Below are 15118 nucleotides of genomic sequence, written 5' to 3'. Positions count from 1 at the left end.
CGCCCCGGAGAAGACGATGCGACGCACGATCCTGCTTTCCACCTCCACGCTCATCCTTGCAGGCGCGTTCTCCATGCAGCCGGCGGCCGCGCAGTCGGCGCACGAAGCGCATGCAGCGCACGCGCATGCGCCCGCCGCCGCTGCGCCGGCACCGGACCAGCGCTGGCCCACCGACGCGCCGCTGCGCGAAGGCATGCGCAGCATCCGCGTGGCGGTGCAGGCGCTGGAACACTACGAGCACGGCCACATGGGCATCGCCCAGGCCAGCAGCACGGTGGCGCTGATCGACACCTCGGTCAACGACATCTTCGCCAACTGCAGGCTGGAACCCGATGCCGACGTGGCGCTGCACGGCCTGCTGGCGCGGTTCCTGGCCGGTGCCGAAGCGGTGCGTACATCGCAACAGGTGCCGGTGCAGGAGATCGCAGGCATGCGTTCGGCGCTGGCGCGCTACCCGCAGCTGTTCGACGATCCGGCCTGGAATGCCGCGGCGGACTGATCAGTCCGCCATCGCCGTGCGCCACAGCGCGTCCACGCGCCGCTCCACTTCCGGGTCGAGCCGGATCGGCCGGCTCCAGGTACGGCTGGTTTCGGCGGGCCACTTGTGGGTGGCGTCCAGCCCGAGCTTGGACCCCAGGTTCGGCGTCGGGCTGGAGAAATCCAGGTAATCGATCGGCGTGTTCTCCACCAGCAGGCTGTCGCGCGCCGGGTCCACCCGCGTGGAGAGCGCCCAGATCACCTGCGACCAGTCGCGCACGTCGATGTCCTCGTCGGTGACGATCACGAACTTGGTGTAGGTGAACTGGCGCAGGTAGGACCACACGCCCATCATGATCCGCCGCGCATGGCCGGGGTACTGCTTGCGGATGCTCACCACCGCGACGCGGTAGGAGCACGCTTCCGGCGGCAGGTAGAAATCCACGATCTCGGGGAACACCTTGCGCAGGATCGGCACGAACACGTCGTTCAGCGCCATCGACAGCACCGAGGGTTCGTCGTGCGGCGCGCGCCCCATGTAGCTGCCGTGGTAGATCGCGCCGGCGCGCAGGCGCATGCGTTCGATGGTCAGCACCGGGAAGGTGCCCTGCGCGTTGTAGTAGCCGGTGTGGTCGCCGAACGGACCTTCCAGCGCGGTGTCGCCCGGCTGGATGAAGCCTTCCAGCAGGATCTCCGCGCCGGCCGGCGCGTCCAGGCCGGTCAGGCGGCTGCGCCAGACGCGGGTGCGCGAGGCGCGCAGCAGGCCGGCGAATTCGTATTCGGACAGCGTATCGGGCAGCGGCGCCACCGCCGCCAGCAGGGTCGCCGGATCGGCGCCGATCGCCACCAGCACCGGGAACGGCCTGTCCGGATGCGCGGCCTGCCAGTCGGCGAAATCCAGCGCGCCGCCGCGGTGCGGCAGCCAGCGCATGATCACCCGGTTGCGGCCGATCACCTGCTGCCGGTAGATCGCCACATTCTGGCGCGGCTGGCGCGTGCCGCGGGTGACCACCAGGCCGAAGGTGATCAGCCTGCCCGCGTCCTCGGGCCAGCAGCGCTGCACCGGCAGCACGCCCAGGTCGACGTCCTCGCCGCTGCGCACGTCCTCGTCGAACGCAGCCTCGTCCACCCGGCGCGGCGCCACGTGCGCCAGCTGCGCCAGTTCCGGCCACTGCGCCAGCGCCTGCCGCAGGTTGCCGGGCCAGCGCGGTTCCTTGACCGCGGCCAGCAGTTCGCCGAGTTCGCGCAGCGACGCCAGCGGCCGCCCGGCCAGGGCCAGCTCGATCCGGCGGCGGTGGCCGAACAGGTTGCCCAGCAGCGCATGCGCCGAGCCGGCGGCCGGCATCAGCAGCGCCGGCCCCTGCGCCTGCAGCGCGCGCAGGCACAGCGCCGTGCTTTCCAGTTCCGGGTCCACCGGCACGGTGAGTTCGCGCAGCTGGCCGCGCGCGCGCAGGTGCTGCAGGAAACCGCGCAGATCGTGGAAGGCCATGCGGCGGCTCCGTGCCATCGGGGCCACCGATTCTGGCGAGGGCGGCGCCGCCGCCCCATGACCTGGGTCAAGCGCGCCGGCTTTGCCGCGCGGACCGCGTCAGTCGTAGTTGCTCAGCGCCAGCGACAGCAGCGCCTTGGCCTGCTCGCGCAGCGACTGCGGCTCGACGATCTCCGCGTCCGAACCGTAGTGCAGCACGTCCATCAGCAGTTCGCGCGAGACGCTGTAGGGCACCTTCAGCTCGTAGCGGCCGTCGGCCAGGAAACGGCCCTGCTGCTTCGAATGCCAGTGTTCGTCGGCCACCCAGCGCGCCGCCTTGGCGCTGAATACGATGGTCGCCCAGCCCTTGGGCGCGCCGGAGAAAATGCCGTAGCCGGCGCCCAGCTGTTCGTCCAGCTCGCTGTCGGGAATGTCCCGCGCGGCCTGGTCGATCACCCGCGCCTTGTGGATGCGGTCCACGGCGAAGCTGCGCAGCGCCTCGCGGCCGTGGTCCCAGGCGTCCAGGTACCAGTTGTCGCGGTAATGGGTGATGCGCTGCGGCGAAACCGTGCGCCGCGTCACTTCGTCGGTCGAGCGCGCGCGGTAATCGAAGGACAGCTGCCGGCGCTCGAGCACGCCCGAGGCCACGGTGCGGAAACTGGCCTCGTCGAGCTTGCGGCCGCGGTGCGGGATCACCCGCACCCGCTCCACCGGCCATGACGAGGCGCCAGCCTGGGCCGCCAGCAGGCTTTCGATGCGCTGCTGCAGCGGCGCCAGCACCGAGGACAGCACGCCGCCGCCGGTGCGCGCCAGCAGGTGCTGGGAGGCCAGCAGCGCGTGCAGTTCCTCCGAGCTGAGCCACAGCCCCGGCAGCTCGAAGCGGTCGCTTTCCCCGCTCTGGTAGCGGAAGCCGGCCTCGCCGTCGCCCTCCACCGGCGCCATCAGGGCGTCGCGCAGGAAGGCCAGGTCGCGGTAGACCGTGGCACGTGAACAGCCCAGTTCTTCCTGCAGCCGCGCCACCGTGATCGGGTAGCGGGCGGACTTGAGCAGGCGATGCAGTGCGTTGATGCGTTCGTAGCGGTCCATGGCCCGATTATGTCCGACTCGGCGGTGAATGGCGCGCGGCGGGCGCGCCGCCAGGCTTAACCGGGGACGAAGCGGCCCGGCGAACGCGGCTGGCAGGGCGGAGGCATCCGGTATCATGAAAACGGTTCCCGTTCCCGCCTCTCCCTGGAGACCTCCCGATGTCCCTGCGTGTTTCCCTGCTCCTGCCGTTGCTGTTGTGCGCCCCCATAGCGTGGGCGGACGACGCCTCCGACCCTGCCGCGATGACCTCGCCGTGGAGCGGCAGCGGCGGCGAACTCGGCTTCGCCTCGGCGCGCGGCAACAGCACCACCGAAAGCCTCAACGGCCGCCTGAAACTGCGCTACACCGACGACGACTGGGTGCACAGCATGGACCTGTTCGGCCTGCGCTCCAGCGCCGAGTACCAGCAGACCGCCGACGACGGCAGCACCTACCGCAAGCGCCAGACCACCGCCAACCGCTACACCGCCGGCGCCGGCAGCGCGCTGCAGCTGGGCGAGCACCGCCAGCTGACCGCCACGGTGCGCTACGAAAGCGACGATTTCGCCACCTACGACCGCCAGGGCAGCTTCGGTCTGGGCTACGGCACCCGCATGATCGACGGCGAGCGCCTGGTCCTGGACACCCAGATCGGCCCCGGCGTGCGCCGTTCGCACAACTCCGAGACCGACGAGAACCGCACCGGCCTGATCGGCCGCGGCCTGTTCGACCTGAAGTTCGGCCTCACCGACAACACCGACCTGGTGAACACCCTGCTGGTCGAGTCCGGTTCGTACAACACCTTCGCCCAGAACGATTTCGGCGTCTCGGTGGCGATGAACAGCCATTTCGCGCTGAAGGCCGGCTGGCAGGCCCGCTACAACAGCGATGTGGCCGAGGACAAACGCAAGACCGACACCCTGGCCACGATGAACGTGGTCTACAGCTTCAAGTGAGCAGCCGGGAACGGGGAATGACGGCGCAACGCGGCACTTGCCGCCGCGCCGGGGGATGATCCTCCGCGGCGCGCCTTGAGCGCCCGCCGCACTTCCATTCCCCGTTCCCTTCTCCCCCTTCCCCGCCTTACCGCAGCAGCTCGCCGGCGCCGCCGTCCAGCAGCTGGCGCGCGACGTCGCGGCCCAGCGCCTCCGGGTCGCGGCCCGGCCCCTGCGCCTGGGCGCGCACCACGCGCCCGTCGGCGACGCCGCCGACCAGCCCCTGCAGCCACAGGTCGTCGCCGCGCCATTGCGCCAGCCCGGCCACCGGTACGTGGCAGCTGCCGTCCAGCGCCCGGTTCATCGCCCGCTCGGCTTCGACGCAGGCGCGTGTCGTCGCGTCGTCCAGAACCGCCAGCAGCGCGATCACGCCGGCCGCATCGGCGCGGCATTCCACCGCCACCGCCGCCTGCGCCGGCGCCGGCAACCACTGCGGCGCGCGCAGGCGGTCGCGGATGCGCCCGCCCAGTTCAAGGCGCTCCAGCCCGGCGCAGGCCAGGATGATGGCGTCGTAATCGCCGGCGTCGAGCTTGGCCAGGCGGGTATTGACGTTGCCGCGCAGGTCGCGCGACTGCAGGTCCGGGCGCAGCGCGCGCAGCTGGGCCTGGCGGCGCAGCGACGAGGTGCCGACGACGGCGCCGTGCGGCAGCGCGTCCAGCGTGGCGTAGCGGTTGGAGACGAAGGCGTCGGCCGGGTCGGCGCGCTCCAGGATCGCCGGCAGCGCGAACGGCGCGTCCAGGTCCATCGGCACGTCCTTGAGCGAATGCACCGCGCAGTCGGCGTCGCCGCGCAGCATCGCCAGCTCCAGTTCCTTGAGGAACAGGCCCTTGCCGCCGATGGCGGCCAGCGAGCGGTCCAGCACCTCGTCGCCGCGCGTGCTCATCGGCACCAGCTCGACCGACAGGCCCGGGTGCGCCTGGCGCAGGCGGGCGGCGACGTGTTCGCTCTGCCACAGGGCGAGCGGGCTCTTGCGGGTGGCGATGCGCAGCATGTTCATGGCGCCATTATCGGCGCAGTGCTCACGTACCGGCCAGTTCCGCCTTCAACGCGGCCACGCAGCGGCGGCTGACCTCCAGCGGCTGCGCCACGCCGCGCAGCACCGCCTGCACCTGCCCGGCCGCGGTCCGCCGCAGTTCCTGCAGGCGCTGCCGGGAAACCAGGCAGTTGCGGTGGATGCGCACGAAGCGCCCGCCGAACTCCTCCTCCAGCGAGCGCAGCGACTCCTCGATCAGGTCCTCGCCGTGCACGTGGTGGACCACTACGTACTTCTCCTCGGCCTGCAGGTAGAACACGTCCTCCAGCGGGATCAGCCGCAGGTTGCCGCGCAGGCGCGCGCACAGCACCCGGCGCCCGGCCGCGGCGGGCGCGACCGCGCCGACCCGTCCGGCCAGGAAGGTGCGGGCCCGCTCCAGCGCGGCCGCCAGCCGCTCGCCGCGCACCGGCTTCATCAGGTAATCGATGGCCGCCGCCTCGAACGCCGACAGCGCATGCGAATCGTAGGCGGTGCAGAACACCACCGCCGGGCGCGGTTCGAACCGCGCCAGGTGCCGCGCCACGTCCAGGCCGTCGATGCCGGGCATGGCGATGTCCAGCAGCACCACGTCGGGCCGTTCCCGCTCGCAGGCCTCCAGCGTCGTCCGTCCGTCGGCCGATTCGGCCACCACGCTGACGTCGCCATGGGCGGACAGCAGCACGCGCAGGCGCTCGCGCGCCAGCGGTTCGTCATCGGCAATGAGCACCTTCATCGCCATTCCCTGCCCTGCATCCCTCCCCGGATGACGCATGGTAGCCAACCCCGGCGCGGACCGGCAGCCGCCGCCGGCGCGCCGCGGCTCAGCCCTGCGCGAAGCGCGCCTGCAGCCAGTCGCCCAGCGCCTGGATCTCCTCGGCGCAGACCTGGTGCGCCATCGGGTAGCGGTGCCATTCCACGCCGAACCCCAGCCCCTTCAGCACCTGCAGGCTGTGCTCGGCGACCTGCACCGGGATCACCGGATCGGCGCTGCCGTGGGCCATGAACACCGGCTGCGCGGTGGCGCCTTCCACCAGCTGCGCGGCGGCGGCGTCCACTTCCGGCAGGTAGGTGGACAGCGCGACCAGCCCGGCCAGCGGCGCCTGGCGGCGCAGGCCGGCGGACAGGGTGATGGCGCCGCCCTGCGAGAACCCGGCCAGCAGGATGCGTTCGCATGGAATGCCGCGCGCCTGCTCGCGCGCGATCAACGCCTCCACCTGCGCCACCGATTCGGCGACACCCGTGGCATCGGCGCGGCTGCGGAAATCCAGGCTGACGATGTCGTACCAGGCGCGCATCGGCATGCCGTTGTTGATGCTGACCGGGCGCTTGGGCGCATGCGGGAAGACGAAGCGGATCGCCGGCCAGTGCGGCCGCACCAGCTCCGGCACGATCGGCGCGAAGTCATGGCCGTCGGCGCCCAGGCCGTGCAGCCAGATCACCGACCATTCCGGCGATGCGCCGGTTTCCTGTTCCACCGTTTCCAGCATTGCATGCGACTCCAAGGGACTGGGGCGCATTATGCCTGCGGGCAGCGGACCAGGCGGATGCCGGTCTGTTGCTGTTGCTGTTGCTGTTGCTGTTGCTGTTGCTGTTGCCCGTGATTTTGCTGCTGCCTTTTGGCTTTTGACTTCCGGGTCCCCTTCCGCAGCGACGGAGCCGGCGGGAAAAACCCGAAGGGCGACGCACATGGATGTGCGTCGTTTTTCTACGCGACATGGATGTCGCGTAGAAAAATCCCGTCGGCGGAGTGGACCCGGCCCGCGCAGCGGGCTGGGCGCGGAGGCAGGGGCGTGTTGACCAGCCATTCGGCTGTTGAAAAGCGCCTCTCTTGGTTACTTCTCTTTGCACGAGCAAAGAGAAGTAACTCGCTCCTGCGAAGCAGGGGCGAAAGCTCTGCGTTCAAGCTTTCGTTTATCTCTTTGCCTCTGGATTGCCTGATCCATCGCCTTTTTGACTATCGCTTTGGCCCAGATGCCCGGATCTTCCGCTTTTTACGATCAGGGGAAGCCACGGCAAGCAGAAGCAGGATCAAAGGCTTTCGCTCCCCTTCGGGCGCGAGCCACCTTTCTTTGCTCGTGCAAAGAAACGTGGCCCAAAGAAACACGCCCCTGCCTACGCGCCCACGGCACTACGTGCCGCGGGTCCACTCCGCCGCCGGGATTTTTCGACGAGACATCCCTGTCTCGTCGAAAAACGACGTGCATCCATGCACGTCGCCCCTGCGGGGTCTTGTCCGTCGGCTCCGTCGCTGCGGAAGGGGACCGGAAATCAAAAGCGCAGAAGCAGAAGCACGAGCAACCGCAAAGGCGAAGGCGAAGGCGAAGGCGAAGGCATCTTCACCCCTCGAACCGTTTCACAACCGATCCGTTCTACAGCCGAAACCAGAAGCCGGTCGTCAGCAGAACGAGGGACCGCCGTGCTACTCCACGGAAAGCGGCTCCTGCATCGCCGCCGCGCGCAGCTCGGCCGCCCGCACCAGCACCAGCGGTGGCGCGCTCTCCTCGGGAATGGACAGCAGGCGATGCCGCCGCAGCCAGTCGCCGATCTTGCGCGAAGAGGTCAGACCCACCACCGGCACCGCCAGCACCATGCCGATCACCACCGGCGCCATCCATGCCGCCAGTGACGGCGACACCGCATAGGCCAGCGCGCCCATCGCCAGGCCGAACACGCTCAGGCCGCCATAAGCACGCAGCAGCGCGGCCCATGAAACGCGGCCATCGTCACGCTGCTGCGCGTCCCAGCCCGAGTCCTTGCCGGCCAGCACCTCGGCCACGCCGCGCGACTGCACGTACATCACCACCGGCGCCATCAGCGCGGCCAGCACCGTTTCCAGCAGCATCGAGACGAACGCGCGCAGCGCGCCGCCGCAGCCCTTCCGTTCGCTGCGCACGCTGAGCATGGCGACGTAGCCCATCGCCTTGGGCGCCAGCAGCACGCCCATGGTCACCGCGAACACCCACAGCACGCCCTGCTCGTCCAGGCCGCGCCAGTAATGCACCGGCGACAGCCGCAGGTGCAGTTCCTCGGCCAGGTCGATGCCGCCGCGGATCAGCGGGATGGCCATGCCGATCAGCATCAGCATCGCCCACATCGGCGCGGTGAAGTAATGGCCGATGCCGACCAGCATGTGCACGCGGCTGATCCAGTGCAGGCCGGCGGCGGTGACGACCTTGGAGTGCTGCAGGTTGCCCTGGCACCAGCGGCGGTCGCGGATCAGCAGGTCGGTCAGCGTCGGCGGGCCTTCCTCGTAGCTGCCCTGCAGGTAGGGCACCATGTGCGCGGCCCAGCCGCCGCGGCGCATCAGCGCGGCCTCGACGAAATCGTGGCTGAGCACGTGCCCGCCGAACGGCTTGCGCCCGGGCAGTTCCGGCAGGCCGGCCTGCTCGGCGAAGGCGCGGGTGCGGATCACCGCGTTGTGGCCCCAGTAGTTGCTCTCGGCGCCGTGCCACCAGGCCACGCCATAGGCCATCACCGGACCGTAGACGCGGCCGCCGAACTGCTGCATGCGCGCGAACGCGGTGCGCCCGCCGACCACCGCCGGCAGCGACTGGATCAGGCCCACGCCGGGATGTTTCTCCATCGCCGAGGCCAGGCGCACGATCACCTCGCCGGTCATCAGGCTGTCCGCGTCCAGGATCAGCATCTGCGGATAGGCGCCGCCGAAACGGCGCACCCAGTCGGCGATGTTGCCGGCCTTGCGCCCGGCGTTGTCGGCGCGGCGCCGGTAGAACAGCCGGCCGTGGCCGCCGGTGGCCTCGACCAGCCGCGCGAACACCTGCTCCTCGGCGCGGCCGATGGCCTCGCGCGTGGTGTCGCTGAGCACGAAGAAGTCGAAGCGGTCGAGCTGGCCGGTGGCCGCCACCGATTCGTAGATGGCCTGCAGCCCGGCCATCATGCGCCGCGGGTCCTCGTTGTAGGTGGGCATCAGCAGCGCGGTGCGGCTGTGCAGCTCGGGCAGCGGCGCGTCCGGATGGATGCCCAGCTTGCGCCGCCCGCGCAGCAGCGCCTGCAGGCCGGCCAGGCTGCTGACGAAGGAGAACGCGATCCACGCGAACAGCAGCACGAACAGCCCCAGCAGGCAGGCTTCGAGCACGTTGATGCCGCCATTGGCCAGCACCCGCGCCATCATCCAGGTGGCCACCACGGTCATCGCCGCGGTGGTGCCGAACACGTACAGCCGGCGCAATACGATGTTCGGCGGCGAGGTGTCCTGCCGCCGCCCCTGCAGGCGGCCCTGCCGCAACGACTGCTCGGGCATGGACAGCGGGCTCTCCGCCGGCAGCACGGCGATGCCGGCGTCGCGCGCGACGCTGTGCGGGTCGGTCATGGAATCCATCGCATGCGCCGCTGCGCCTGGCGGAAAGGAAACGCCGCTGCCGGCAGGCAGGCGACAGCGGCGGGAACAGGGCTTCCGTGGTGCACGGGGCTCTCCGAGAGGCAGACAGGCGCCAAAGCTAGAAGATCGAACCTAAACAGGCTGCGAACATGCCATGTGGAAGCGGCGCCTGCGGCGCGCCGGACAGGCGCCCCGGCCATGTCCGGCCCGTCCGCGCGGATCACCGGAGCCGCCAGCCGCGGCCGCCACGCAGGGCCGCCGCGACGCGGCACCGGCTCAGCGCACCGGCGACAGCAGGCCGCGACGGCGGAACCACCCCTCCAGCGGCACGGTGACCAACGGCGGCACCGCCGCCAGCAGGGCCAGCAGCAGCGCCCACAGCGGCCAGCGCTGGCGCACGCCGGCGTAGACGCTGGCCACCACGTAGAACAGGAACGCCAGCCCATGCAGGCGCCCGAACAGCCACACGCCCAGTTCGGTGGTCTGCGTGCCGTATTTGAGCAGCATGCCGACCAGCAGCCCGGCCCAGGTCGCGCCCTCGATCAGGGCGGCGACAGCGAACAGCTTTCCAGCGGCGGACATCGGCTTTGCGGGCATCGACACGTCGTCATCGAACGGGAGGACGCGGATTGTAGGCGATACGGCGCCGCCGTCGGCGGGCGCTCCGGAAAGGCCGCAGCGGCGGTCCGGCGGCGCATTGGCCTAGAATCCCGGGCGGCGGCGGACACCGGCACGCACCGCGTCCCCTGACCACCGCGCCCCATTCCCGTCGCCGGCGATGCTTCGATCGATGCCCTTCCCCTCCCTGCACCAGGCGCTCCACCAGCTGCTGCGACAGGCGTTCCGCGCCCTGCCGATCTCCGACGCCCGCCGCGACAGGTGGCGCAACCGCCTGCTGGAACGCTTCGGCGGGCTGCTCCCGCAGCCGCCGCGCGGGCACGCGCCGGAAACGGAAGCCGTCCTGCGCATCGCGCGGCCCCTGCACCGGGCCGACGAGCCCGCGATCGGCCACGTGCCTTACCGCCAGGCCGCCCTGCCTTCGCCCCTGCCGGCCACGCTGGTCGCGTTCTACCTGCCGCAGTTCCACACGTTCGCCGAGAACGATGCCTGGTGGGGCAAGGGCTTTACCGAGTGGCGCAACGTCACCCGGGCTCTGCCGCAGTTCGAGGGCCATGCGCAGCCGCGGCTGCCGGCGGACTTGGGTTTCTACGACCTGCGCAACCCGCAGGTGATGCGCGACCAGGCCCGGCTGGCCGCCGAGTACGGCATCGGCGCGTTCTGCTTCTACTACTACTGGTTCAGCGGCCGCACCCTGATGGAGGACCCGTTGCGGCAGTGGCTGGCGGATGACGGCATCGACCTGCCGTTCTGCCTGTGCTGGGCCAACGAGAACTGGACCCGGCGCTGGGACGGACGCGACGGCGAGATCCTGATCGGCCAGCAGCACAGCGCCGCGGACGACCTGGCCTTCATCGCCCACGTCGCGCCCTACCTGCGCGACCGCCGCGCACTGAAGGTCGGCGGCCGGCCGATGCTGCTGGTCTACCGCCCGCACCTGCTGCCCGACCCGCGCGCCACCGCGCAGCGCTGGCGCCAGTGGTGCCGCGACAACGGCGTCGGCGAGATCCACCTGGCCTACGTGCAGGGGTTCGAACGCCCCGACCCGCGCGATATCGGCTTCGACGCGGCGGTCGAGTTCCCGCCCAACATGAGCAACCCGCGCTCGCTGGCGGCGGAGCAGTGGCTGCTCAACCCGGACTTCGCCGGCGATGTGCGCGACTGGCGCGAACTCGCGCGAGAGGCGGCGGCACGGCCCCTGCCCGCCTACCCGCTGTATCCCGGCGTGAACCCCGGCTGGGACAACGAGCCGCGCCGTCCGGGCAGGGGCCGCGTCTTCCTGCATGCCTCGCCGCGCGGCTACCGCGACTGGCTGCGCGCGACGGTGCATGAGCGGCTGGCGGCGGTTCCTGCCGACCGCCGGCTGGTGTTCGTCAACGCCTGGAACGAATGGGCCGAGGGCGCGGTGCTGGAACCCGATGCGCGGCTGGGCCACGCCTGGCTGGACGCCACCCGGCAGGCGCTGGCGCCGCTTCCGGCGCGGCCGGCCGCCGCGCGCCCGTGCGTGGTCATCCATGCCTGGTATCCGGACGTGTTCGACGAGCTGCTGCTGGCGCTACGGTCCAGCGGCCTGCCGTGGCGGATCGTGGTCACCACGCCGCCGGAACGGAAGGACGAGATCGAACGCATCGCGCGCGCGCGCGGCCTGGAGGTGGAGGTGCATGCCTTCGCCAACCACGGCCGCGACATCCTGCCGTTCCTGCACGTCGCCGGGCGCCTGCTCGACGAGGGCGAGGACGTGGTGCTCAAGCTGCATACCAAGCGCTCCACGCACCGCCAGGACGGCGAGCGGTGGCGCAACGAGCTGATCGGGCGCCTGCTGGCCCCGGACAGGGCGGCGGCCATCGCCCAGGCATTCGCCGCGCAGCCCGACCTGGGGCTGGTCGCGCCGGAAGGCCATGTCCAGCCGCTGCATTTCTACTGGGGCGCCAACGAACGCAACGTGCGTGTGCTGCTCAGCCGCCTCGGCGTCGCGCAGCCGGATGTCGAGCGCGACACGTTCATCGCCGGCAGCATGTTCTGGGCACGCCTGCCGGCGCTGCGTCCACTCCTCGACGGTCACCTGCAGCCATCGCTGTTCGAAGCCGAGGCCGGCCAGGTGGACGGCACGCTGGCGCATGCGATCGAGCGGGTCTTCACTTTGGCCGCGCGCGACGCCGGCTTCAGGCAGAGCACGGTCGCCGGACTGCTTGGCCTGCCCGTCGACGCGGCCGCGCCCTACGCCTACGCGCAGCGCCACTGACCAGGCGGGGCCGCCGGGCGGCCCCGCGCCTGCCTCAGGCGTGCGCGAACGGCACGCCGGTCCGCGCCTTCAGCTCTTCCATGTCCACGCCCGGCGCGGCTTCCACCAGCGCGAGGCCGGCATCGGTGACGTCGAACACCGCCAGGTCGGTGATGATGCGGTCGACCACGCCCACGCCGGTCAGCGGCAGCGTGCACTCGGGCAGGATCTTGTGCTCGCCGTTCTTGGCGGTGTGCTCCATCAGCACCACCACGCGCTGCACGCCGGCCACCAGGTCCATGGCCCCGCCCATGCCCTTGACCATCTTGCCCGGCACCATCCAGTTGGCCAGGTCGCCCTTGTCGGTGACCTGCATGGCGCCCAGGATCGCCAGGTTGATGTGGCCGCCGCGGATCATCGCGAACGAATCGTGGCTGCCGAAATAGCTGGCGCCGGCGCGCGCGGTCACGGTCTGCTTGCCGGCGTTGATCAGGTCGGCGTCGACCTCGGCGTCGGTCGGGAACGGGCCGATGCCGAGCAGGCCGTTCTCCGACTGCAGCCACACGTCCACGCCTTCGGGGATGTGGTTGGCCACCATCGTCGGCAGGCCGATGCCCAGGTTCACGTAGGCACCATCGGTCAGTTCGCGCGCGGCGCGCTGCGCCATCTCGTCACGGGTCCAGGCCATTTCAGTTTCCCTCCGCGCGGATGGTGCGTTGTTCGATGCGTTTTTCCGGCGTCGCGTTGAGGACGATGCGGTCCACGTAGATGCCCGGCAGGTGCACCTGGTCCGGGTCGATCGCGCCCACCGGCACGATCTCCTCCACTTCCACGATGCAGACCTTGCCGGCCATGGCGCAGGCCGGGTTGAAGTTGCGCGCGGTCTTGCGGAACACCAGGTTGCCGGCCTCGTCGGCCTTCCACGCCTTGACCAGCGAAACGTCGGCCTTCAGCGCGGTTTCCATCACGTAGTGCTTGCCGTCGAATTCGCGGGTTTCCTTGCCTTCGGCCACCACCGTGCCGTAGCCGGTGGCGGTGAAGAACGCGGGGATGCCCGCGCCGCCGGCACGCAGGCGCTCGGCCAGGGTGCCCTGCGGGTTGAACTCCAGCTCCAGCTCGCCGGCCAGGAACTGCCGCTCGAACTCCTTGTTCTCGCCCACGTAGGAGGAAATCATCTTGCGGATCTGGCGCGTGGCCAGCAGCTGGCCGAGGCCGAAGCCATCCACGCCGGCGTTGTTGGAGATCACGGTCAGGCCGGTCGCGCCGGAATCGCGCAGGGCCGCGATCAGCGCCTCGGGAATGCCGCACAGGCCGAAGCCGCCGACCGCCAGGGTCTGCCCGTCGGCGACCACGCCGTCCAGGGCCTGGGCCGCACTGGCAACCACCTTGCCGCGCCGCCCGCTCAGGGTTGAAGGATCGCTCATCGCATCACGCCCACAGTCAAAGGATGGCCGCATTCTAGCCCCACTCCATCGCCGCCCCTCTTGGACCTTCGTCCAGCCGCGCACGGCCCGCTCACCGCCAAGCGACTAAACTGGGCGCCTTTCCATGCATCGACAGGTTGCCCGCATGCCCTTACCCGCGTTCAAGGCCTACGACATCCGCGGCCGCGTCCCCGAGGAACTCAACGAAGACCTCGCGCGCAGGATCGGCAAGGCCCTGGCGGCCCGGCTGGACGCGGGCCCGGTGGTGCTGGGCCATGACGTGCGCCTGACCAGCCCCGGCCTGCAGGAAGCGCTGGCCGCCGGCCTGCGCGGCGAAGGCCGCGAGGTGATCGACATCGGCCTGTGCGGCACCGAGGAGGTCTATTTCCAGACCGACCACCTCGGCGCGGCCGGCGGGGTGATGGTCACCGCCAGCCACAACCCGATGGACTACAACGGCATGAAGCTGGTCAAGGAGCAGGCCCGGCCGATCAGCTCGGATACCGGCCTGTTCGCCATTTCCGACGCGGTCGCCGCCGATGGCGCGCCGGCGCAGGCCGCGCGCGCCGGACAGGTCGAACGGCACGACAAGAGCGCCTACATCGCCCACCTGCTGTCCTACGTGGACGTGGCCGCGCTCAAACCGCTGAAGGTGGTGGTCAACGCCGGCAACGGCGGCGCCGGCGCCATCGTCGACCTGCTCGCCCCGCACCTGCCGCTGGAATTCGTGCGCATCTGCCACGAACCCGACGGCAGTTTCCCCAACGGCATCCCCAACCCGCTGCTGCCGGAGAACCGCGCCGCCACCGCCGACGCGGTGCGCGCGCACGGCGCCGATTTCGGCATCGCCTGGGACGGCGACTTCGACCGCTGCTTCTTCTTCGACCACGACGGCCGTTTCATCGAGGGCTATTACCTGGTGGGCCTGCTCGCCAAGGCGATCCTGGCGCGCAATCCAGGCGGCAAGATCGTGCACGACCCGCGCCTGGTCTGGAACACGGTGGAGATGGTGGAAGCGGCCGGCGGCGTGCCGGTGCTGTGCAAGAGCGGGCATGCCTTCATCAAGGAGAAGATGCGCGCGGAGAACGCGGTCTACGGCGGCGAGATGAGCGCGCACCATTATTTCCGCGAGTTCGCCTACGCCGATTCGGGCATGATCCCGTGGCTGCTGATCGCGCAGCTGGTGTCTGCCAGCGGCCAGTCCCTGGCCGAACTGGTCGAGGACCGCATGGCCGCCTACCCGTGCAGCGGCGAGATCAACTTCAAGGTGGCCGACGCCAGGGCCGCGGTCGAGCGGGTGATGCAGCATTTCGCCGCGCAGTCCCCTGCGCTGGACCACACCGACGGCATCAGCGCCGACTTCGGCGACTGGCGCTTCAACCTGCGCAGCTCCAATACCGAGCCGCTGCTGCGGCTCAATGTCGAGACGCGCGGCGATGCGGCGCTGCTGCGGGCGCGCACCGACGAAATCTCCACACTGCTTTCGGCCTGAGGCTGTC

13 protein-coding genes are annotated in these 15118 nt (G+C 70.5%); 4 read left to right on the top strand and 9 right to left on the bottom strand.

What is annotated here, in order from left to right; genetic code table 11:
* Window positions 1-16 precede the first annotated feature (16 nt).
* Complete coding sequence (locus ABTV91_RS05500) at window positions 17-499, top strand: DnrO protein (RefSeq protein WP_433853600.1); 483 nt, start codon at window positions 17-19, stop codon at window positions 497-499.
* Here the strand turns inward: ABTV91_RS05500 and ABTV91_RS05495 are convergent, their stop codons facing one another.
* Window positions 500-1966, bottom strand: a complete 1467-nt coding sequence (locus tag ABTV91_RS05495; protein ID WP_433853599.1) for a UbiD family decarboxylase — start codon at window positions 1964-1966, stop codon at window positions 500-502.
* Window positions 1967-2065: 99 nt separating this feature from the next.
* Window positions 2066-3031, bottom strand: coding sequence for a helix-turn-helix transcriptional regulator (locus ABTV91_RS05490; RefSeq protein WP_433853598.1), 966 nt, complete (start codon window positions 3029-3031; stop codon window positions 2066-2068).
* A gap of 158 nt (window positions 3032-3189) precedes the next feature.
* Between ABTV91_RS05490 and ABTV91_RS05485 the strand changes: the two genes are divergently transcribed.
* Entirely contained in the window at window positions 3190-3966 is a 777-nt protein-coding gene (locus ABTV91_RS05485; RefSeq protein WP_433853597.1) for a DUF481 domain-containing protein, read from the top strand.
* A 127-nt stretch (window positions 3967-4093) separates the two neighbouring features.
* On the opposite strand, the gene hemC is transcribed toward ABTV91_RS05485, so the two are convergent.
* From hemC to ABTV91_RS05460, 5 genes are all read right to left on the bottom strand, one after another.
* Window positions 4094-5002 (bottom strand): hydroxymethylbilane synthase, encoded by a 909-nt coding sequence (hemC, locus tag ABTV91_RS05480; RefSeq protein WP_433853596.1) that lies wholly within the window; start codon window positions 5000-5002, stop codon window positions 4094-4096.
* Between the two features lie 22 nt (window positions 5003-5024).
* Window positions 5025-5750: a LytR/AlgR family response regulator transcription factor gene (locus ABTV91_RS05475; RefSeq protein WP_433853595.1), complete on the bottom strand. Its 726-nt coding sequence runs from the start codon at window positions 5748-5750 to the stop codon at window positions 5025-5027.
* A gap of 88 nt (window positions 5751-5838) precedes the next feature.
* Window positions 5839-6504: an alpha/beta hydrolase gene (locus ABTV91_RS05470; RefSeq protein ID WP_433853594.1), complete on the bottom strand. Its 666-nt coding sequence runs from the start codon at window positions 6502-6504 to the stop codon at window positions 5839-5841.
* A 932-nt stretch (window positions 6505-7436) separates the two neighbouring features.
* Window positions 7437-9347, bottom strand: coding sequence for a glucans biosynthesis glucosyltransferase MdoH (gene mdoH / locus ABTV91_RS05465; RefSeq protein ID WP_433853593.1), 1911 nt, complete (start codon window positions 9345-9347; stop codon window positions 7437-7439).
* Between the two features lie 285 nt (window positions 9348-9632).
* Entirely contained in the window at window positions 9633-9938 is a 306-nt protein-coding gene (locus tag ABTV91_RS05460) for a DUF3817 domain-containing protein (protein ID WP_433853592.1), read from the bottom strand.
* 208 nt (window positions 9939-10146) lie between these two features.
* Between ABTV91_RS05460 and ABTV91_RS05455 the strand changes: the two genes are divergently transcribed.
* Window positions 10147-12216: a glycoside hydrolase family 99-like domain-containing protein gene (locus ABTV91_RS05455; protein WP_433853591.1), complete on the top strand. Its 2070-nt coding sequence runs from the start codon at window positions 10147-10149 to the stop codon at window positions 12214-12216.
* A 34-nt stretch (window positions 12217-12250) separates the two neighbouring features.
* Here ABTV91_RS05455 and ABTV91_RS05450 read toward each other — a convergent pair whose 3' ends face one another.
* Both ABTV91_RS05450 and ABTV91_RS05445 read right to left on the bottom strand, forming a co-directional pair.
* Complete coding sequence (locus tag ABTV91_RS05450) at window positions 12251-12883, bottom strand: CoA transferase subunit B (RefSeq protein ID WP_433853590.1); 633 nt, start codon at window positions 12881-12883, stop codon at window positions 12251-12253.
* A 1-nt stretch (window position 12884) separates the two neighbouring features.
* Window positions 12885-13619, bottom strand: coding sequence for a CoA transferase subunit A (locus ABTV91_RS05445; protein WP_433853589.1), 735 nt, complete (start codon window positions 13617-13619; stop codon window positions 12885-12887).
* A gap of 145 nt (window positions 13620-13764) precedes the next feature.
* Here ABTV91_RS05445 and ABTV91_RS05440 point away from each other — a divergent pair, with 145 nt between their 5' ends.
* The gene (locus ABTV91_RS05440) at window positions 13765-15111 is read left to right on the top strand and encodes a phosphomannomutase (RefSeq protein WP_433853588.1); all 1347 of its coding nucleotides are present in this window, start codon (window positions 13765-13767) and stop codon (window positions 15109-15111) included.
* Window positions 15112-15118: the final 7 nt, after the last annotated feature.

This window comes from Stenotrophomonas nitritireducens (assembly GCF_050984405.1).
Lineage (GTDB): Bacteria > Pseudomonadota > Gammaproteobacteria > Xanthomonadales > Xanthomonadaceae > Stenotrophomonas > Stenotrophomonas nitritireducens_B.
The sequence above is the reverse complement of the archived record's forward strand: the minus strand, read 5'-3'. Positions and strand labels throughout refer to the sequence as shown.

Excerpts from the sequence above, each read along its gene's own strand:
- ABTV91_RS05500 (WP_433853600.1), top strand. The coding sequence starts at position 17 with ATGCGACGCACGATCCTGCTTTCCACCTCCACGCTCATCCTTGCAGGC.
- ABTV91_RS05495 (WP_433853599.1), bottom strand. The coding sequence starts at position 1,966 with ATGGCCTTCCACGATCTGCGCGGTTTCCTGCAGCACCTGCGCGCGCGC.
- ABTV91_RS05490 (WP_433853598.1), bottom strand. The coding sequence starts at position 3,031 with ATGGACCGCTACGAACGCATCAACGCACTGCATCGCCTGCTCAAGTCC.
- ABTV91_RS05485 (WP_433853597.1), top strand. The coding sequence starts at position 3,190 with ATGTCCCTGCGTGTTTCCCTGCTCCTGCCGTTGCTGTTGTGCGCCCCC.
- hemC (WP_433853596.1), bottom strand. The coding sequence starts at position 5,002 with ATGAACATGCTGCGCATCGCCACCCGCAAGAGCCCGCTCGCCCTGTGG.
- ABTV91_RS05475 (WP_433853595.1), bottom strand. The coding sequence starts at position 5,750 with ATGAAGGTGCTCATTGCCGATGACGAACCGCTGGCGCGCGAGCGCCTG.
- ABTV91_RS05470 (WP_433853594.1), bottom strand. The coding sequence starts at position 6,504 with ATGCTGGAAACGGTGGAACAGGAAACCGGCGCATCGCCGGAATGGTCG.
- mdoH (WP_433853593.1), bottom strand. The coding sequence starts at position 9,347 with ATGACCGACCCGCACAGCGTCGCGCGCGACGCCGGCATCGCCGTGCTG.
- ABTV91_RS05460 (WP_433853592.1), bottom strand. The coding sequence starts at position 9,938 with ATGTCCGCCGCTGGAAAGCTGTTCGCTGTCGCCGCCCTGATCGAGGGC.
- ABTV91_RS05455 (WP_433853591.1), top strand. The coding sequence starts at position 10,147 with ATGCCCTTCCCCTCCCTGCACCAGGCGCTCCACCAGCTGCTGCGACAG.
- ABTV91_RS05450 (WP_433853590.1), bottom strand. The coding sequence starts at position 12,883 with ATGGCCTGGACCCGTGACGAGATGGCGCAGCGCGCCGCGCGCGAACTG.
- ABTV91_RS05445 (WP_433853589.1), bottom strand. The coding sequence starts at position 13,619 with ATGAGCGATCCTTCAACCCTGAGCGGGCGGCGCGGCAAGGTGGTTGCC.
- ABTV91_RS05440 (WP_433853588.1), top strand. The coding sequence starts at position 13,765 with ATGCCCTTACCCGCGTTCAAGGCCTACGACATCCGCGGCCGCGTCCCC.